We start from the raw sequence: 19,790 nt of genomic DNA, 5'->3' as shown, positions 1-19,790 counted from the left end.
AAAAATCAAGACCCTAACAAATATCCAGAATATTTAATAGCTTTGATTTTATCTCAAGGCAAATTCTTATGAAAAAATTTCTTCTCTGTTCTGCAGTACTTGCGGGCGCTTTATTTTTACTAAATAGTTGTGATACTAAAAGATCAGGTACACCTAAGGTATTGGTGTTTTCTAAGACTATGGGCTTTGCCCATGCTTCTATTCCTGCAGGTATGGCTGCTATTGAAAAGTTAGGTAATGAGAACGGCTTTGCAGTTGATACCACTACTAATGCGGAACTTTTTAATGAAGAGAATTTAAAAAAATATTCTGCTATCATATTTTTAAGTACTACAATGAATGTACTTAATCATTATGAAGAAGCAGCTTTTGAACGTTATATTCAAGCCGGTGGCGGTTTCGTAGGCATACATGCTGCTGCGGACACAGAGTACGATTGGGGTTGGTATAATCAATTGGTAGGTGCTCAATTCTTGAGTCATCCTGCTGGAACTCCAAATGCCAATTTTATTATTGAAGACAATACTTTTATCGCCACAACTCATTTTACAGATTCTATTTGGAATCGTTCAGATGAATTGTATAACTATAAAAACTTAAACCCCGATGTAAATGTTTTGATGACTGTGGATGAATCTTCTTATGAAGGAGGTGAAAATGGTGAATATCATCCAATTTCTTGGTATCATGAGTTTGATGGAGGTCGTTCATTTTATACTGGTGCAGGACACACAGATGAAAGTTTTAAAGAAGAACTATTCTTAAAGCATTTATTAGGAGGTATACAATATGCAATTGGAGAAAATTTGGAGTTAGATTACGCAAACGTTTCTTCACAAATTCCACCTGAAGTAGACCGATTCTCTAAAGTAAACTTAACGCAAGGGGAGTTTTTTGAGCCGACTGAGATGACTATTTTACCTAATAACGATGTCTTAATTGCACAAAGAAGAGGTGAGATTATGCTCTATAAAGAAGACACCAAAGAAATTACTGAAGTAGCTAAGTTTGACGTATATCATAAGACACTTAAAGCACAAGGTGTAAATGCTGAAGAAGGTGTTATGGGGCTACAAAAAGACCCTGATTTTGCCAGTAACAATTGGGTTTATGTTTATTATGCTCCAACAGGCGAAAAAGAAGTCAATAGATTATCAAGATTTACCTTTAGGGATGATGTTTTTGACATGGCTTCTGAACAAGTTATCCTTGAAGTGGCTAGCCAAAGAGAGATATGCTGTCATACGGGTGGCTCCATAGCTTTTGGTCCTGAAAACTTATTGTATTTGTCTACTGGCGATAATTCTACACCATTTGATGAAGGAAATGCTAAATACGTTAACAGCGGCTTTGCACCTTTGAACGATTTACCAGGACATGAGCAATACGATGCTAGAAGATCTTCTGGTAACACCAATGATTTACGCGGAAAAATTTTAAGAATAAAAGTAAATGAAGATGGTAGTTATGATATTCCTGAAGGAAATTTATTTCCTGCAGGATTGGAGAAAACAAGACCTGAAATTTATACCATGGGGCATCGAAACCCTTATAGAATTTCTGTTGATATTAAAAGAGGTTATGTTTATTGGGGAGATGTTGGACCGGATTCAAGAGTAGATAGTCTTGAAACAAGAGGTCCGCGTGGTTATGATGAAATGAATCAAGCAAGAGAAGCAGGAAACTTTGGTTGGCCTTTATTTATTGGTGATAATAAACCTTATGTGGCATATAATTATGAAACCGGTGTTTCTGGCGAGGCTTTTGATCCAAAAAAACCAATCAATAATTCAAAAAATAATACTGGGTTAACAGAGTTGCCCAAAGCGATGCCAGCATATACATTTTATCCTTATGCGGAAACCACAGAATTTCCGCAAGTTGGTTCGGGAGGTCGTAATGCGATGGCAGGACCAACTTATTATTCTGATTTATATAAAGGAGAAGAAAAGCTACCTGCTTATTATGATGGTAAGGTTATCATTTATGAGTGGATGCGCGGGTGGATGATGGCTATTCATTTAAACGAAGATGGTAGTTTTAATAAAATGGAGCCTTTTGCTTCAGATATTGAGGTAAACAGTCTAATAGATATGGAGGTCGGACCTAATGGTAAAATCTATTTGTTAGAATATGGAAGTGGTTGGTTTTCTAAGAATGATGATTCTGCTTTAAGTTATATCGAATTTAATGGTGGAAATCGCCCACCTTTAATTGATAATATGATAGTTGATAAAACTTCAGGGGCAGCACCATTGACAATTAATGCAAGTGTTGAGGCAATGGATAGAGAAAAGGACAACATATTTTACGTTTGGGATTTAGGTAATGGAGATACAAAAGAAACAACTACACCTGAACTTAAGTATACTTATAATGAGGTTGGTTCTTATAAAGTAAAAGTTGATGTAAAAGATGATTTAGGAGAAACTGCTCAAAGTGAGTCTGTGGCTGTTGTTGCAGGTAATAGTAGACCTGAGGTGAATATTAACTTAGTAGGGGGTAATTCTTCTTTCTTTGTGCCTGGTCAAGACATATCTTATGAAGTCATTGTGAACGACCCTGATGGTAATGAATCATTGAATGAAGAAAATATTTTTGTAAGTGTTGATTATTTAGAAGGTATGGACAAGGTTGCCATGTCTTTAGGTCATCAACAAGTTTCTGCAGTTGTTACTGGTAAAGCACTAACCCAGGCGATGGATTGCAAAACATGTCATAAAGAAAAAGAGGCTTCAATCGGTCCAAACTATTTGGAAATAGCTAATAAATATAATGGTCAGTCAAATGTTTTGGCTTACTTGGAAGAAAAAATAGTTGCTGGTGGTTCTGGTGTTTGGGGAGAAGTTATGATGCCTGCACATCCAAACGTGACTGCTGATGAAGCAAGACAAATTAGTTTATACATAACATCACTTGCTGACGATTATAAAGAAAAAAAATCTTTACCTCCAAAAGGAAGTGTTACGGCCACGGCGAAACCTGGGCAGATGATGGTCATTACAGCTAGTTATACAGATATTGGTGAAGAGGGTGCCAGTCCATTAACAGGGACTAAATCAGTAGCACTTTCTAGTAATACGGTGACTTTCCCTAAAAGCACAGTTACAGATGGAATGCAGGCAGTACAATTTGGAGGAATGGATTTGCAGTTACTCAATGAAGCCAAAGGCGGTCTTGTAATGGAAAATGTTGATTTGACAGGCGTTCAGGCAGTTCTACTTACATTTGGTTGGCAAGAAGCACCAAGTATAGGTTACAATTTTGAGATACGTCAAAATAACGCGGAAGGCACCGTAATTGGCCAAGGAGCAATGCCTCAGCCTCAACCCGGACAACCAGGTGGCGCTGCAATGCTTACTTTTTCTGAAAAAATAGAAAGTACAACTGATATCTATATTAGTTATGCCATTGAAGAGGGTAAGGAACCAGCTATGGTTGCTCTTGTAAATGCAACATTTAATTAAATCAGTTTGTTAGGTAAAATGGGCTAAAGTTTTTCATTCAATATAGCGAGCATTGTTTGAATACCTTCACGATAATTACCAAGTCTTAAATTTTCATTAGGACTATGTTGGTTATTATCTCTATTGACAGTTGGTACAGTCACTGCAGGAATATCAAGTGTGGTGACAAAGGGAGAGATTGGTATTGAACCACCGCTCATTCTAATGCGTATGGGGTCTTCGTCAAACGATTTTTTAAGTGCTCTTGTTAGCCAAAGACCTACTTCTGAATCAAAGTCTGTTCTGAAAGATTGATACGATATTTCAGAAGTTAGTGTAGCTATTTTGGGGTACTTTAAGCGTTCTTCTGTACTTGGTTTTTGTTTCAAAACATGATATCCTTCAGCTATAATATGATTATTAATTAGACTAAGAAGTCTTTCAGGGTTAGACTCTAGAACTAATCGTACATCAATTTCAGCTCTTGCCCAACTAGGTATGATTGTTCTGACCTTTTCATTTATCCAGCCGGATTGCATCCCGCGAATATTTAGTGAAGGATATTGTATAGCTTCTTGATAATAGCCTCCCACTTTATCAGTTTCGGCAATTTCTAGTCTATTTTTAATTTGAGTTTCATTATCTGGTACTGCCTTAAGGATTTGCTCAGTCGCAGGATTAATGGAGATTCCATCATAGAAGCCCTTAATGGTGACGCGACCTTGATCATCTTTCATTGATGCCAGTAATTTTGCAAGCCTTAATGCAGGGTTTGGGGCATAATTACCAAAATGCCCACTATGTTGAGGAACATTTGGGCCATATGTTGTTAACTGCAAAGTGGCAATACCTCGGGCACCAAAGGTAAGTGTAGGTTTATTGGTGATATGTCTTGGGCCATCAAAAATAATGAGCATATCAGCTGATAAAAGTGTTTGGTTTTCCGTTACTGCATTTGGCAGGCGAGGTGATCCTAACTCTTCTTCAAAATCCATAATGATTTTGATATTGTAATTCGGTGTTATGTTGAATTCTTTGGCGGCGTCTAATGCACTTAAAAACATTGCTACCGGACCTTTAGCATCACTTGCAGAACGTGCAAAAACTCGCCAATCATCTTCGTAATTTGTCATTTTTTCCCAAGAAACTTCTTCCCAGTCACCATTAGAATTTAATCTTTTTAAAGTTGGTCGGTAAGGACTTTTTTGAAACCATCTTGTGGAATCGACTGGTTGACCATCAATTTGTAGGTAAATCAATACCGTCTTTTCGGCATTTTTATGTTTACGCTCAGCTAGAAGCAAAGGCACCGTTGCGGTTTTGATTCGATGGGTTGTAAATGCTCTTTGTTTAAAAGCTACTTCACACCATTTTATATTTTTTTCAATATCCTCAGGATAAAATGCATCGTTTGGAATGCTCAAAATTTCTTTAAGAAGTGGAATGGAGCTTTCCGCATATTTTGAAGCAATTTCTTTTAATTTGTTTTGACTTAACTCTTGTGAAAAACTACTAAAACAAATAAAGCTCAAGCAAATAGTAAATCTTGTGGTTTTGGTAAAAAGATTAATCATCATGAGTTAAAGAATTTAAAATAGAGTTTTTTGTGTTATCCTTTTGTAAATCAACAAAATAAAATAAAACAAAATAATTACAAGTGTTATTCCTAGAATTAGAAAGGTATAGTTTTTAAAAAGTTCTGATTTTTCGGGAATATTTTTGAATGAATTTTTCCAATTACCACTTAAGTTTCTTCCAATGGGCCACCACAAAATATTTAAAACCACATTAAATTTAAGAAACTTCAAAATCAAGGGAGGGGTATTTTTATTTAATTGAAAAGCCAGATAAATCCAGATTGGAAAGGCAATTAGTCCGATGGCCGTCGTAAGATTACCTAAAGGAATTTCTGGGTTTTTAATCAAGGGGAGTAGCAGCATTTCTGAACCGGAAACAAGAAAAATCAGACAAGAAAGGAAAAGAAAAAAGCTGGTTAATAAGAGTAATTTATTCTTTTCTTTCATGAGTACAGTGTTTTGTCCAAAACAAAAGTAAGTCCGGTTTCCTTTGGTGTATGTAAATGCTTTAATAGGCCAGACTTATCTATAAGTTTTCCACCTAATTTTTTTACAGCCTTCTGTGAACGAAAATTATTTTCATCAACATTGAAGAGCACATAATCAAAATATTTGAAGGCGTGAATAATCATTAAATGTTTGAAAGCTTTGTTATACTTCCCACCCCAGAAGTCTCTAGAGAGAAATGTCCAACCAATTTCAACAGCGTTGCTAGCGTTCTCATGAGGTTTGTAACGTGAACTTCCAATAATAATTTTGGTGGCTTTATCAAAAATTGCAAATGCCCCTTTTGAGGCCATAGCGTTTTTAAAGAATTCCTTAAAAATAGCCAGCTCGAATCTGTCTGGATTTTGATGTAGCTTCCAAATTTCAGCATCACTTGCTACATGATACAAATTTTCAAAATCCTTATCTAATAGTGGTCTAACGATGACCAATTCATTTTCTAATGTTGGCTGTAAATCTATCATTACTAAATAAGTTTTTCATTTTTAGTTTCTGGCTGATTTTTCACCATAAATTGAAATATATCATTTCTTGAATAATGACCGTTTACATCAAAATCCATTTTTGCGTTTGTAATATCATCCAAGTCTATTTCAGCATTTAAAACACCTGCTTTACCAAATAATGGGCCGGCCAAAACCTTTCCTTGTGGAGAAATAATAATACTTCCACCTTGACAAAGGTCTTCTGGTTGTTCTTTTACTTGCTCCTGATGGATTTTTGAGTACATGGATTTTGTAAAATATTGATTACATCCCAATACAAAACATCTTCCTTCTAATGCAATATGTTTGAGTGTCGTGGTCCATTCTTCTCTTGAGTCCGCTGTTGGAGCAAGGTAAATTTCAACTCCCTTTTGATACATAGCCATTCTGGCGTGTGGCATATAATTTTCCCAACAAATAAGTCCACCAAGTTTACCGATTTTTGTATCAAAGGTCACCAATGAAGATCCATCTGACTCTGCCCAAACTAAGCGCTCTGTCCCCGTCGGTTTTATTTTGCGATGTACGCCTAACAGACCTTTGGTAGGGGAGATAAAGACCATACTGCAAAATAGACTACCATTGTTGTTTTGTTTTTCAGTAATCCCAATAACAAGATAAGTCTTATGTGCCCTAGAAAGTCCAATTAATCGTTTCATTTCTTCACCCTCAATAGCTATACTGTTTTTATAGTATTCTGTATAGAGAGATTTACCTTCTTCTGTTCGGCTACCTATTCTTGCGCCAAAATCAAAACCTCTGGGATAGCCTGGTATAAAAGACTCGGGGAATACTAATAAATCGCAATTTAACTTGGCTTGCTCAAGGATAATAGCTTCCATTTTATCCAAGGTTTTTTCCTTATCAAAAAAAATAGGATTGTCTTGAACTACGCCTAACTTTACTTTCATTTCAATACTTTTTGAAGCAATACAAAGTATGAAATATATAAGACTTAAACCATTAGTAAATCAATTATGCCTTGAATTGGTTCAAGTTCTTTTTGATGAACGGTTATGGACTCTAGAACACTACTACCAACCATGTCAAACTCACTTTTTAAAATCGTAATACAGTTTTCAGCTTCTTTAATAGTTAAGCCATTTGGTATTTTATAATAACTTTTGTCATATTGAGTTGGTTCTAAACAATCAAAATCAAAATGAAGATATAGTTGAGTGATATTCTTTTTCTTTAAAGTTTGTACCAATTCAAATAAATGTAATTTTTGTGGTGCATATATATTGCCATTATTGATTCTTTCCTGTTCTTTCTTGTCAATATCTCTTAAACCAACATAATGTATTTGCGAAGCTTCTAAATTTGAGAATAGCAAGGAATTCATTTTTATTTCACCTTCGCCCAAAAGGGTTCTTAAAGGCATGCCATGAAAATTGCAACTAGGAGAATCACACGGTTTGTTGATATCGGCATGTGCATCAAACCAAATAAGCCCTAGGTTTGGGTATTTTTTATTTAAAAAAGATACCGGAACAATTTCTAAACCGCAGTCTCCACCGATAATCTGTAATTTTGATGGATTCGATTTTTCTAAAACCTCTTTGAAACGACCTAATTGCTCATGAATGGCATTGAAATTATTGATATTATATAGTTGTTCCCCATTTTTACCAGCAGGAATTATTGCCAATGGAATGGATTCAATTGTGGTATCATTTAGATATTCAAGAATTGCTTTGGCCCCATATTCAATAGATTTTCCGGTACCAGAGCCTTGCCATTGCGGAAAGTAAATTTTCACTTTATAATTTTTGAATCTATATAGAAATCACGGTCAACATTAAGAGTACTACTGTTTACTTTCTCAGTTTTCCAATCTGAGGTTGGATATATCCATTGATTTTTATCACCAATGGTCATTTCAACTGGCATGTCAAAATCTTCTACAACATTGGTATAGCGATACTTTAAATTCTTGCCTTCTAATTTATACTCTAAAGTAGGTATCATTGAGGTTCTCAAGTATTGTTCAAAAAAGGCAGTTAAATCAATACCTGATTCCATTGATAAAAAGTTCTCTATTTGAGCAGTTGTTACCGTCTGATGATAAAATGTTTTGTTCATATTCCTAAGGATTTTTCTCCACTTTTCATCATCTTCTATAAGCTGTCTTAGAGTATGTAATATATTAGCGCCCTTGTAATACATGTCATTAGAACCTTTTTTATTAAGATTATAACGCCCTATTATAGGTTTGTCATTTTGTATTCTCTTTCTGGTCCCAATGACATAATCCGCTGAAGCCTCTTTACCAAAATGATAGTCTAAATACAAATTTTCTGAATAGGCTGTGAAGCCTTCATGAATCCACATGTCAGCAATATCTTTGTAAGTGATACTGTTTGCAAACCATTCATGACCCGCTTCGTGTATGATAATAAAATCGAATTTAAGTCCCCAGCCACTATCTGATAAGTCCATTCCTTTATATCCGTTTTGATACCCATTACCATATGTGACTGAACTTTGATGTTCCATACCTAAATAAGGTACTTCAACCAACTTAAAACCATCTTTGTAGAAAGGATACGGGCCAAACCAATGTTCAAAAGCATCCATCATTTGGCCAGTTTGTTTAAACTGTTCTTTGGCTTTTTCTAAGTTTTCAGGTAGCACATAGTAGTCCAAATCAAGGTCTCCATTTTCACCTTTGTATTTTTCTCCAAAATGAACATAATCTCCAATATTAACATTAACCCCATAGTTATTTATTGGGCTATCAACATACCAATGATACGTTTTTGTGTTTGCATCTTCATCCACCGAGCGCAAGCGACCATTAGATACATTCATTAAGTCTTTTGGCACCTTTACACTAATAGCCATGCTGTCAACTTCATCATACATATGGTCTTTATTTGGCCACCAAACGCTTGCACCTAAACTTTGGCAAGAAGTAGCAATAAAGTGGCTGCCCTTACTGTCTTTTTTCCAAGAAAACCCGCCATCCCAAGGAGCTCTGACCGCTTCTTTGGGGTTTCCTGAATAGTGAATTGTTATTTCATTGAAATCTCCTTTAACTTGTTTTTTACTGAGCAAGATGAGATGAACATTACCACTACTTTTAAATGTTAGTTCTTTACCATCGCTTACTACTTTTTCAATTTGCATAGGAGCTTGCAAATCAATTTGCATTAAATCATGCTCCTTCAAAACTTTATAACGAATGGTGTTTGTTCCAGAAATAAACTTTAAATCTGGTTTAACCTCGATATCTAAATGATAGTAATTCAAATCCCACCACTCACGCTCAGGAGTTATACTACCTCTTAAAAAATCTTCTTTTGTATAACTAAGATTATCCTGCGAATAGGCAAAAACACTACAAAAACTAAGGATTACTATCAGTAAGTACTTCATAAAAATGGATTGGTTTATCTAAAAATTGCGTTAGGAAATACTACCGGGCTTTCATGCCCATCTTCTCCAATTGCTGCAATTCCGAAAAAATAATTATCGATTACAATACCATCTAACGTAAAAATGTTGGTATTTCTTACAAATTTATAATTATCCCATGTAGGAGAGGTAGTTTCACGCCAATAAATTTTGTAACCAATAGCTCCTTCAACCGGGCTCCATTTAAATTTAGCTGCTGGTCTAACAATACCTCCAATTTCAACTTTTTCTGGCCCAGGAGGGGCCCAAGCTATTGATGCTAAGTTAATTGCATTTACTGCAGTTAATTTTTTGGCATACTCAAAATTCACATGTTCCAAGACATCTCCATAAGCTATGCCGTCTTCTACACGAATATCTTGGTGTTGTTGTGTATAATTCTCATGTGACTCCATAATTCTTATTCCTGCATAACCAGCATCATTAAAAGGTCGGTGATGCCCTCCACGACCAAATCTATCAAGTCTATAAATCATAGTAGGGTTCATTTCAGGCATGTAGGTTTTTACCGTTTTATGAACATAGCGAGCCAATTGTCTAGAAACACCATCTACTTCACCTCCATAAAAACGTCTAGCATTGCGTTGCTTTTCCGTTTCGGTGACCGGAACGGGCTCAGAAAAGATTCTAAAATCTCTATTACTTACAACCCCATCAACACCTTTGATGTTACCGATCATATCATTATTGAGTATTCCAACAATATCCCATTCATTTTCCTTTGCATAAGCTGCTAAGCCTTTTCCACCAAAAAGTCCCTGTTCTTCACCTGAAAGTCCAACGAAAATGATACTACTTTCAAAATCATATTTAGAGAGCACTCTTGCTGCTTCAATAGTACCTGCCATTCCACTAGCATTATCATTAGCTCCTGGAGAGTCTGAAGTAAAATTGGTTGGGTCACTAACTCTAGAATCAATATCACCGCTCATAACTATAAAACGGTTAGGATGTTTAGTTCCTCGTTTGATAGCAACAACATTAACTACCCAAACATCATTTACGATTCGTCCGTTAGTTCCTTTTTCTACAAAATCTTTTTGATAAAACACTTCAAGACAATCAGCACAGTCATTAGAAATTTTATCAAACTCACTTTTAATCCATCTTCGAGCAGCACCAATTCCTCTTGTCTGAGAGACTGTATCACTCAAAGTATGTCTCGTTCCAAAATTGGCCAAGGTGGTTATATCTGCTTCTATGCGCTCGGCTGAAACAGCATTAATAATATCATATATTCTTGAATCGTATTGGGCAGTAAGACTTAAAGAGAAAAGCAAAATGCTAGTCAGTATTATTTTGTTCATTTTATTCTGTTTTGAATTTTTTAAAAAAGTAATAACTGTGACCCGCACATAGAGGCCCCAACAGGCTATATAAAAGACCTGGTAATCCGAAATTAATTCCTATTTGTAAATAGGCAACAAAAATTGAAATTAGAGCAACCAGAACAAAAATTCCGAAATGCCTTACATAAAAGAGTAAATGATAAGCCGAAACATATTTTTTCGTTTTATAGTATGCTCTCCAGTACATTAAGGCTAAACACATAAATATTAGCGCAAAACCAAGACCATAAAGCTCAAAAATACCGGCTAATTTTTCTGGTGTCATACCTTCAGTACCAAACCACGAATTGACCAATGTTTTAAGTGGAAATACGTAATATAGCACTACAAATAATAACACGGCATTAATGACGATAATATGGTTATCCATATAATTGGTTCGCCTAAAAAAATTGTAATGTAGATACCATAAGGTTACTAAAACGAAGAAACTCACAGCAAAACCCGTGAATAATTTAAAGTCTATGGAGATAATAGATTCGGAACTACTAGATCCCACCGAAACAACTAATAGTGTTGCTGCAAAAGCAAAAACTGCATCACTGAAGGCTTCTATCCTAGAAATATTATGAGGTAATTTCACAATAGAAATTTATCGAATTAAAGTGAATCTGGCAATTTTATCACCTCTAATAGCTATTCCTCATAAAATTTAAAAATTAAGAGTACAATTATTCAAATAATATGTTAGGTCATTAATTGGTATGCGATTGTGATAGACTATAGAAGGTAGCTTGAACGAAGTCTTCATCATCACCAGAATTATTTTGATTGTATACGCCAGCTTTGAAATACATGTACTGTCCTCCAACATCATAACCACTATCTGACATATCAACAACTTGTGTTACATCTTCTTTACCTTCTCTAATGATTGTAACGGTTAATTCATTACCAACGACCTCAATACGATAACTGAACTTTTCGTCTAAGGCGATACCATCGGTTGGATTACTGGCGCTATTTGAGCGAGAGCCAATCATTTCATACCAAAATTCGTCATCGTTATTTTCTTCGTGAGCAAAATAAATACTACCAAGTTCATTGTTCGGTAGTTTTCGATAGTACAAGCGAATTGGTTCATCACTGTTAGCGTGAATTTGACCAACAATTACACGTCCTCGATGGCTGGTGCTTCCAGTTGTTGTGACATGATTTACTGCTAATGTCGCTGTCAATACACCATCATAACCACCTGAGTTATCAATATCTTGTTGTGGAGCACTACCAAATACCCAGTTGTTTCTTGAAATTCCAGTAGTATTAAAATCAGTATTACCTCTGCGCAACATTTCGCGAAGTTCTACTCTTGTATAACTGGTATTTGTTGAAGTTTTAAACCCTGCATTCGGGCATTTGAAAACCATACCACCATCTTCAGCAGTGTAAAAAAAACGATCATCCTCGTAACCAGAACTTAAATCATCTTCTTTTATGTCATCGGCTGTACCACTGCCGTCAATATCGGTAGGTATACTAATTTTCCAAACTGCGAGGTCAAAGTTCCCTGATGGTGGTAAACTACTATCTAAATCTTCAAAAGCACCTGTTTCTTCTTCCTCTTCTTCTTCCGGTTCTTCTACTTCTTCTTGCTCCTCTGGTTCTTCACCAATTACTATTTCTGGTTCTTCAGGTGTTTCTGGTTCAGAAGAACTACAATTAAAAAATAAAAATGCAAGAATGAATAGGGATAAAAGTTTTGTTTGGGACTTCATTTAAATCTTATTTAAATCAAAAAATAGTGTTCACTGCTGAAATTTTAAAATGAAAACTACGTCAAAATTTCGAAGTTAGGTGTATCTGCAGTGATTATAACAAAGTTAGTAATTTCTGTTTTTAGTAAGAGCGTATTTATCGCCTCAAAAAAATAGACGTTAGAAGGCGGCGTTAAAAAGCTTTATTTAACAAAAGTTACTTTCGCAATTTTACCATTTTCAATTTCATAAATGGCAATTGCTTCAAAACTACCACCGTTAGCCGTGATGTCCTCTTGATCTATTACTTTATTACCAATAATAATTCTGTTTTTTATTTCGCAGTTTAAATCGGGTGTTGCATCGAAAAACCCCTCATAACCTTGTCTTATGGCTTCTTGACCTATTGAGGTTTGATTATTAGGGAAACTATATAATTCTACATCCTCACTGTAGGTTTCTAAAAAGGCATCAATATTTCTCGAATTGTAAGCGACGAGTTGTTCATCAACAATTTGTTCAGCTTGTTTTTCATTACCCTTGCCATAAACCATAGTCATGGATTTAATTTTACCGTTTTGAATTTTATAAATTGCAGCTTGTTTCTTTTTGTTGGAAGAGTTAAGCACTAGTTCTTTATCAATTACTATATCACCCACAATAATTCTAGATACGACATCTACTTTAGTTTCACTATCATTATCAAAATAATTTTGATAGTCCTTTCTAAGATTTTCAATTCCAGTGAATAAGGTTTTGTTCGGAAAATTGGCAACCACAACATTTTCTGAAAAGCATGAAACAAAGGCATCTAGATCTCTTTTGTTAAATGATTGAAATTGTTTATCAATTAATGATTCGTGTGATACTTCAGAAACTATGGCAATTTTATTGCCATTTGGCGAAATCGCCAATCTTGAAATTTTTTGAACATTCTTGTCTTGAGACTTGTATAGCGTAGCCCATTGATTAAGTTCTTTAGAATCAAAGATCATTAGCATGTTTTTCATTCCAATTACAGCAAAGCCCATGGGATGCCAAGCATAATCTTGTGTATTAGAAATGTTGGTGATGGAATCAGTTTTTCCAGTAATAGGATCTAATGACTTTAGTACATTTTGATTGCCCTCTTTTTGTATAAAGCTTATATTTTTTGAATTTGGAATTTTCTGAAGACATCTACCTACATTTTTCTGAAAAGTATAATTAGTTCCGTCTTTCAAATTACTGACGACTAAATCCATTCTATTCTCTATCAGAACGGTATTGACTAAAACGTCTTTATTGTACCATAGATGATAACCCACTTTTGCATCTTCCAAAATAGGTTTAGAGTTACCTTTTTCAATGTCATACGCATAAAGCAATTGTAGTCCCGTTGTATCTAATCGAACCGCAGAAATTTGATTACCATTCACAATTCGAGTAGGGGAGTATTCACTACCAACTGTGGTATCAGTTAACCAAGTGGTCTCGCCAGTCGCAATATCATACTTTCTAATATCAGTTTGTCCGTTACGTGTAGACGAAAAAAGAACTGTATTATTATCGAAAAAAGAAGGTTGGTTATCGTACCCAGCATTACTAGAAATATTAATCTTGTTCGAAAGAATTACTGTGTCATTATCAACACTTAAATCAAAGAGATAAATTTCAGTATCAGCTTGAGCAGATATAAATTGGTGACAAATAAAACAGACTAGAAAAAAAATGTAATTTTTCAAACTATTATAGATTTACAAAGTGTTTTAATAATTCACGAACCTTTTTTGTACCATCAATATGGTACTTGGCTTGTGTTTTTTGGAGCCCTACTTTCACGGTTATGGTCGATTCTGGTAGTTCTTGAAACATGAATTCATCTGTCCAATCATCACCTATTGCAAAAACAAAATCATAGTCATCTTCACTTAAAATCCTAACTGAAGCCCTTCCTTTATTAACGTTACTACTTTTAACTTCCATGACTTTATTGCCGTTAAGAACACTAATATCATCATTACCGATTAAACTAGTCAACACCGTATTTAGTTCAGTTGCCCGTTTATTACCAAAATCAGGATCTGTATTTCGATAATGCCATGCTAATGAATAATTTTTCTCTTCAATAAAAGACCCTGGTGTTCTATCTACGAAAGATTCCAATACTGGTTGAATTTTTCCCATCCATTCTCCATTTACTTTTTCTAAAAGTTTAAACTGTTCGCCATCTCTTGAAATCCAAACTCCATGCTCTACAATCATGTTGTATTTTTTTGGTAGAAACCAGCGTGTAAAAGTTTCTTTGTCACGACCGCTAATAAGAAAGAGCGTTGTACTTTCTTGATGGTGTAGTTGATCTAAAAGTTGATATAATTCTTCATCAGGAGAGGCTTTTTGAGGGTCTTTATGAAAACTTGCAAGTGTTCCATCATAATCTAAAAACAACAGTCTTTTTTTTGCGGAGCTATATTTAGAAGAAACGGCCTCTAAAATCTCATCATTCATTTTTTGAGAAACATAGGTTCCAATGTCTTGCCCCTGTGTTTTTAATGAGTTCATAAATTCATTAGCCCAGACCTCCACATTATAACGCTTTAGTCGATTTTGAAGAAACATATTTCGAGCAATCTGCTCTTCTTTAGGCATGGTGATGGCTTGTTTTAAGGTATCAGCTTGTTGTTCAAAATTGTTCGGATTTATGAGTAAAGCTTCATTCATTTCATAGGCTGAACCCGCCATTTCACTTAAGATAAGTACACCTGTTTTATCTGTACGGGTCGCAACGTATTCTTTTGCCACCAAGTTCATGCCATCTCGTAGGGGCGTTAACCAGGCTATATCACTCGAGGTATATAAGTCAATCAGGTTTTCAAAAGGAAGAGAACGATAAAAATACCAAATAGGCGTCCAATTAACGGTTGAAAGTTCTCCATTAATTCTACCTACTAATTCATCTATTTCACGTTTTAATAACTTGTATTGCGGTACATTGGACCTTGATGGTACTGCTAAGATAATTAGACGAACCTTTTCTTTATATTCTGGGTATTTATTTAAAAAGTACTCAAAGGCATTTATTCTTTTGGCAATTCCTTTACTGTAATCTAAACGATCAATAGAAACAATTAATTTGGTATCTGGAGCGGATTTTTTGTGTTCATCTAATTTAATTTGTAAATCTGAACGTTGTTTACCTTTTAAAGCACTGCTCTTTTTAGCAGCTTCATGAAACTTATCATAGTCAATTCCCATAGGGAAAGAGTCAACTTTAATGACTCGATTTTCAAGATAAACGTCATTAAAGCTTACATCAAGTCCTAATAATCTTCTTACTGAACTTAAAAAGTGTCTCTCATAATCATAAGTATGAAACCCTATTAAGTCTGCTCCTAAAAGCCCTTCAAGAACTTCTTCACGCCAAGGCAGGGTTCTAAAAATTTCATAAGAGGGAAAAGGAATATGTAAAAAGAAACCAATAGTAGCATTAGGCCTTTTCTCCTTTACCATCTGCGGCACCAACATGAGTTGGTAATCGTGTATCCAGATAATATCATCATCGCCAGATTCTTCTAAAATAGCATCTGCAAATTTCTGATTTACAGATTTGTAACTGTCCCAAAAGTCTAATTCGAACTCGGAATATTCTAGAAAATAATGGAATAGAGGCCAAATAGTTCTGTTACTAAAACCAAAGTAAAATCCATCAACATCGTCCTTGGTGAGCCTTACTTTAGAACAACCATGTTCTTTTAAAGCACTATCTATAGTTTCAGATAAGCCATTAGGAATGTCTTCATCCGTTAGTCCAGACCAGCCAATCCAAAGGCTTTCACCACCACTATGAACAGATTTCATACCAGTTGCTAAACCACCGACACTAGGAATTGCTGATAAGCCGCCATCACTTATTTGCAATTGTACTGGCAGCCTATTAGAAATAATTATAGTTTTACTCATAAATAAATTTTAGAACAAAAATGTAATAAAAGTGGTGTTTTTTCGATTAATAAGAAAGAAAAAACCTACAATAACCACCAGAAAATAAGAATCCCACTATGGATAACCTAAATTACGGAATAATTGGAAACTGTAGAAGTGCAGCTTTAATTTCTAACACAGGATCATTGGATTGGTGCTGTTTGCCTCAATTTGATTCTACCTCAGTTTTTGCAAAAATATTGGATGATAAAAAGGGAGGTTCTTTTGAAATTATCACCAAATATAATTACGAGATTACTCAAAAATACCATCCTAATACGTCCATTTTAATTACGCGTTATTCAGATGGTGAAAATATTTTTGAGCTGCATGATTTCATGCCTAGATACCACAAATTGACTGGTAAGTATAATGCTCCACCTGAAATAGTTCGATATGTAAAGTACATTTCTGGAGCCCCAAAGTTCTCTGTGCTATATGACCCTAAATTAGAATATGCTATCGGTGAAACAGCTAATCACGTAAAAAATAACTTTATCGTCAGTTTAACGGATAAAGAAAAGTTTGATACATTGTTTTTATATACTTCTTTCAATAAGAATCAGGTGGTCAGTGGCGATGAAATTACTTTAAAAGAAGATGGTTATTTTTTAGTTTGTTATAACGAGAAAATTTTAAAGCCCAGCACTGAAAAGATGTCGCTTGAGCTAGAGCGCACGAAAATTTATTGGTTAGATTGGGTTGATAGAACTCCAACTTATAAAAAGTTCAATCCAGAGATTATTCGAAGTGCACTTACGTTAAAAATGCTCACCTTTGATAAGACTGGTGCTGTATTGGCTGCACCTACCACATCTTTACCAGAAACTATTGGTGAAGTAAGAAATTGGGATTATAGATTCTGTTGGATTCGTGATGCCTCGATGGTAATTAAAGTGGTTTCTGAACTAGGACATAAAAATTCTGCCAAAAGATACTTACAGTTTATTATTGATTTAATGCCAGATAAAGATGAGAAGCTTCAAATCATGTATGGTATTAACAAGGAAAAGCAATTAACAGAACAAACCTTAGAGCATCTTGATGGTTATAAGGGCTCTAAACCTGTGCGAACCGGTAATGCTGCTTATGAGCAAAAACAGAATGACATTTATGGAATATTAATGGATGTTATATATGAGCAATTAAATAAGTTTAGTAACGATATTGAAAATGGCGAAGAGCTTTGGAGTATCACCAAAGGTATTGTTTGGATAGTTAATAAACATTGGCAAGAACCTGATAAAGGAATTTGGGAATTTAGAGGTGAAGATCGTCACTTTACTTTTTCAAAAGTTTTATGTTGGGTAGCGATAGATAGAGCAATAAAAGTTGCCAAAATTTTCGGAAAACATCGAAAAATTGAACAATGGACTTCTATTGAACAAGAAATTAAAGCTGATATACATGAAAACGCTTGGAACGAAGATGTTAATGCTTTTGTTCAATCATATGGTTCATATGACTTAGACGCATCTGTATTATTGATGGAATCTTATGGTTTTGTTGATGCCCGTGACCCAAAATTTGTGAGTACTGTAAAAGCTATCGAGAAAGATTTAAGTAATGATGGCCTACTTTATAGATATAAAAATGAAGATGATTTTGGATTACCTTCATCTTCATTTACGATTTGTACTTTTTGGTTTATCAATGCGCTATTCAAGATTGGCGAGGAAGAAAAGGCTCTAGCTCATTTTGAACAATTGTTAAGTTATAGCAATCATTTAGGGTTATTTAGCGAGGATATTGATTTTAAAACAAAACGTCTTTTGGGTAATTTCCCTCAGGCTTATTCGCACCTAGCTTTAATTGAATGTGCAATTAATTTTTCACGCAAACAGAGTGAGGCAAAAATTTTGGAATCTATCAGTTAATGTTTGATAAATTCCAATTGTTCTAGTCCCTTCTTTTTAATTTTTGATATAAGAAGATTAAGATGGTCACTTGTCGTAAAAGAATTCATTAGACTAGTTCTTAAGAAAATCTTTTCATTTAGTTTCGTTTGAACTAAATAGAATTCGCCTTCTTCAAGTAATTCTTGTCTAATATTCTTGTTAATTTGATTCAACTGATTGTTGGAATAGTTTTCTTCTTTAAACCGAAAACACACAATATTCGACATCGGTGAAGTGGCCATTTCAAAATTTCCATTTTCAGTCAAATACTTTTCAAAGTCCTTTGCTAAGTCATATTGGCGCGTTACGAATTGATTGAAAACCTCTTGACCATAAAGCTTGAATAAAATATACCAATGCATGCACATCATAGTTTTAGTGCATTCAAAAGTCTTTTTACCACTGTTTATCCAATCATCTTCTTCAATATCATTGAGTAGGTAATCTGCTCTTTGATTAAAGGTCAGTTCAGCATGAATCTTATTTTTAAATAATAATGCTGTGGTTATGGTGGGCATTAGCATCATTTTATGACCATCAATAACTACTGAATCTGAAGTAGAAATACCATTAAGAAGGTGTTTGTATTTATTAGAATAAATAGCAGCACCCCCGTGAGCACCATCTACATGAAACCAGAGGTCTTTTTCTTTTGCGAATTTTGAAATAGTCATTAAATCATCATAAGCCCCTGTGGCAGTTGAGGGTGCACTGCCTACTATGGCAAATATTTTAATCCCAGCGGTAATTGCATTTTGATAAGATTCTTCTAAAACAGAAGTATCCATAGAAAAATTATCCTGAGCAGGCACCTTAATGATTCCTTTTTCACCTAGTCCCATGATTTTAGCGGCACGATCGATACAATAATGAGCTTGTTCACAAACCATAACACCCAAAGGTTCTGAATAACCTTCATTCCAAATGTCGTTTGAAATTTTTGCTTTCCGAGCAGATAATAAGGCTGTCAAGTTGGCCAAGGTTCCCCCGGAAGTTAAAAGCCCTCCAAAACCAGATTCATAACCTATTTTTTTACATATTTCATCAGTCACTACTTTCTCAATTGCTGAGGGAGCCATGCCCATTTCATACACTGCCATGCCGTTGTTAAGTAAGGCGCTAGCGAAGGCTGTTAAAAGGGTAATTGGAGCAGGAGCAGAAACTTGGTGTCCTACATATTTCGGGTGGTGAGTGTGTGTTGTACGTTTAATTACTTCAGGAAAGAAATCTTCATTCTCACCATTTTCTAAGAACGATTTCCAAAAATCTAATTCTTTTTCAGGCTCGTTCCAGTGAAGGGTTTTTAAAGCTTTCCCACTTGTCGTGTTTTGAATATGAGCCTTAATTTGTTTTAGAAGAATTAAAGAGTTCTTTTCAAATTCTTCTGGTGAGTATATTTTTTTAAAAAGTTCATCATTCATTTTATAAAATTAATGGCTTGATGATAACTGACA

14 protein-coding genes are annotated in these 19,790 nt (G+C 34.9%); 2 read left to right on the top strand and 12 right to left on the bottom strand.

Going from position 1 to position 19,790, the window contains the following annotated elements; all coding sequences use genetic code 11:
• Window positions 1-68 precede the first annotated feature (68 nt).
• The gene (locus tag RM542_RS09675; RefSeq protein ID WP_311385544.1) at window positions 69-3,467 is read left to right on the top strand and encodes a ThuA domain-containing protein; all 3,399 of its coding nucleotides are present in this window, start codon (window positions 69-71) and stop codon (window positions 3,465-3,467) included.
• 23 nt (window positions 3,468-3,490) lie between these two features.
• Here RM542_RS09675 and RM542_RS09670 read toward each other — a convergent pair whose 3' ends face one another.
• The 11 genes from RM542_RS09670 to RM542_RS09620 form a co-directional block, all read right to left on the bottom strand.
• Window positions 3,491-5,023 (bottom strand): M20/M25/M40 family metallo-hydrolase, encoded by a 1,533-nt coding sequence (locus RM542_RS09670; protein WP_311385543.1) that lies wholly within the window; start codon window positions 5,021-5,023, stop codon window positions 3,491-3,493.
• 12 nt (window positions 5,024-5,035) lie between these two features.
• Window positions 5,036-5,470 (bottom strand): hypothetical protein, encoded by a 435-nt coding sequence (locus RM542_RS09665; protein WP_311385542.1) that lies wholly within the window; start codon window positions 5,468-5,470, stop codon window positions 5,036-5,038.
• Entirely contained in the window at window positions 5,467-5,994 is a 528-nt protein-coding gene (locus RM542_RS09660; protein ID WP_311385541.1) for a GNAT family N-acetyltransferase, read from the bottom strand. Before RM542_RS09660 ends, RM542_RS09665 begins: the two co-directional genes overlap by 4 nt.
• A gap of 2 nt (window positions 5,995-5,996) precedes the next feature.
• Window positions 5,997-6,926, bottom strand: a complete 930-nt coding sequence (locus RM542_RS09655; protein ID WP_311385540.1) for a carbon-nitrogen hydrolase family protein — start codon at window positions 6,924-6,926, stop codon at window positions 5,997-5,999.
• 44 nt (window positions 6,927-6,970) lie between these two features.
• Complete coding sequence (locus tag RM542_RS09650; RefSeq protein ID WP_311385539.1) at window positions 6,971-7,777, bottom strand: arginase family protein; 807 nt, start codon at window positions 7,775-7,777, stop codon at window positions 6,971-6,973.
• Window positions 7,774-9,396 (bottom strand): M1 family metallopeptidase, encoded by a 1,623-nt coding sequence (locus tag RM542_RS09645; protein WP_311385538.1) that lies wholly within the window; start codon window positions 9,394-9,396, stop codon window positions 7,774-7,776. Before RM542_RS09645 ends, RM542_RS09650 begins: the two co-directional genes overlap by 4 nt.
• A gap of 14 nt (window positions 9,397-9,410) precedes the next feature.
• Window positions 9,411-10,742, bottom strand: a complete 1,332-nt coding sequence (locus tag RM542_RS09640; RefSeq protein ID WP_311385537.1) for a M28 family peptidase — start codon at window positions 10,740-10,742, stop codon at window positions 9,411-9,413.
• A 1-nt stretch (window position 10,743) separates the two neighbouring features.
• Window positions 10,744-11,367, bottom strand: coding sequence for a TMEM175 family protein (locus RM542_RS09635; RefSeq protein WP_311385536.1), 624 nt, complete (start codon window positions 11,365-11,367; stop codon window positions 10,744-10,746).
• A gap of 112 nt (window positions 11,368-11,479) precedes the next feature.
• A complete protein-coding gene (locus tag RM542_RS09630) occupies window positions 11,480-12,499 on the bottom strand; it encodes a polysaccharide lyase family 7 protein (protein ID WP_311385535.1) in 1,020 nt (339 codons plus the stop codon).
• Between the two features lie 182 nt (window positions 12,500-12,681).
• Window positions 12,682-14,202, bottom strand: coding sequence for a nuclear transport factor 2 family protein (locus RM542_RS09625; RefSeq protein WP_311385534.1), 1,521 nt, complete (start codon window positions 14,200-14,202; stop codon window positions 12,682-12,684).
• A gap of 4 nt (window positions 14,203-14,206) precedes the next feature.
• Window positions 14,207-16,417: a bifunctional alpha,alpha-trehalose-phosphate synthase (UDP-forming)/trehalose-phosphatase gene (locus RM542_RS09620; RefSeq protein WP_311385533.1), complete on the bottom strand. Its 2,211-nt coding sequence runs from the start codon at window positions 16,415-16,417 to the stop codon at window positions 14,207-14,209.
• 98 nt (window positions 16,418-16,515) lie between these two features.
• Between RM542_RS09620 and RM542_RS09615 the strand changes: the two genes are divergently transcribed.
• On the top strand, window positions 16,516-18,315 hold the full coding sequence (locus RM542_RS09615; RefSeq protein ID WP_311385532.1) for a glycoside hydrolase family 15 protein: 1,800 nt from the start codon (window positions 16,516-16,518) through the stop codon (window positions 18,313-18,315).
• Here RM542_RS09615 and RM542_RS09610 read toward each other — a convergent pair.
• Window positions 18,312-19,757 (bottom strand): aminotransferase class I/II-fold pyridoxal phosphate-dependent enzyme, encoded by a 1,446-nt coding sequence (locus tag RM542_RS09610; protein WP_311385531.1) that lies wholly within the window; start codon window positions 19,755-19,757, stop codon window positions 18,312-18,314. The two genes, RM542_RS09615 and RM542_RS09610, sit on opposite strands and share 4 nt — an antisense overlap.
• Window positions 19,758-19,790 lie beyond the last annotated feature (33 nt).

The sequence above is a fragment of the Croceitalea sp. P059 genome, from assembly GCF_031846365.1.
GTDB lineage: Bacteria > Bacteroidota > Bacteroidia > Flavobacteriales > Flavobacteriaceae > Croceitalea > Croceitalea vernalis.
The sequence above is the reverse complement of the archived record's forward strand: the minus strand, read 5'-3'. Positions and strand labels throughout refer to the sequence as shown.

What these genes read in the sequence shown, in the direction of transcription:
- RM542_RS09675 (WP_311385544.1), top strand. Translation starts at nt 69, where the DNA reads ATGAAAAAATTTCTTCTCTGTTCTGCAGTACTTGCGGGCGCTTTATTT.
- RM542_RS09670 (WP_311385543.1), bottom strand. Translation starts at nt 5,023, where the DNA reads ATGATGATTAATCTTTTTACCAAAACCACAAGATTTACTATTTGCTTG.
- RM542_RS09665 (WP_311385542.1), bottom strand. Translation starts at nt 5,470, where the DNA reads ATGAAAGAAAAGAATAAATTACTCTTATTAACCAGCTTTTTTCTTTTC.
- RM542_RS09660 (WP_311385541.1), bottom strand. Translation starts at nt 5,994, where the DNA reads ATGATAGATTTACAGCCAACATTAGAAAATGAATTGGTCATCGTTAGA.
- RM542_RS09655 (WP_311385540.1), bottom strand. Translation starts at nt 6,926, where the DNA reads ATGAAAGTAAAGTTAGGCGTAGTTCAAGACAATCCTATTTTTTTTGAT.
- RM542_RS09645 (WP_311385538.1), bottom strand. Translation starts at nt 9,396, where the DNA reads ATGAAGTACTTACTGATAGTAATCCTTAGTTTTTGTAGTGTTTTTGCC.
- RM542_RS09640 (WP_311385537.1), bottom strand. Translation starts at nt 10,742, where the DNA reads ATGAACAAAATAATACTGACTAGCATTTTGCTTTTCTCTTTAAGTCTT.
- RM542_RS09630 (WP_311385535.1), bottom strand. Translation starts at nt 12,499, where the DNA reads ATGAAGTCCCAAACAAAACTTTTATCCCTATTCATTCTTGCATTTTTA.
- RM542_RS09620 (WP_311385533.1), bottom strand. Translation starts at nt 16,417, where the DNA reads ATGAGTAAAACTATAATTATTTCTAATAGGCTGCCAGTACAATTGCAA.
- RM542_RS09615 (WP_311385532.1), top strand. Translation starts at nt 16,516, where the DNA reads ATGGATAACCTAAATTACGGAATAATTGGAAACTGTAGAAGTGCAGCT.
- RM542_RS09610 (WP_311385531.1), bottom strand. Translation starts at nt 19,757, where the DNA reads ATGAATGATGAACTTTTTAAAAAAATATACTCACCAGAAGAATTTGAA.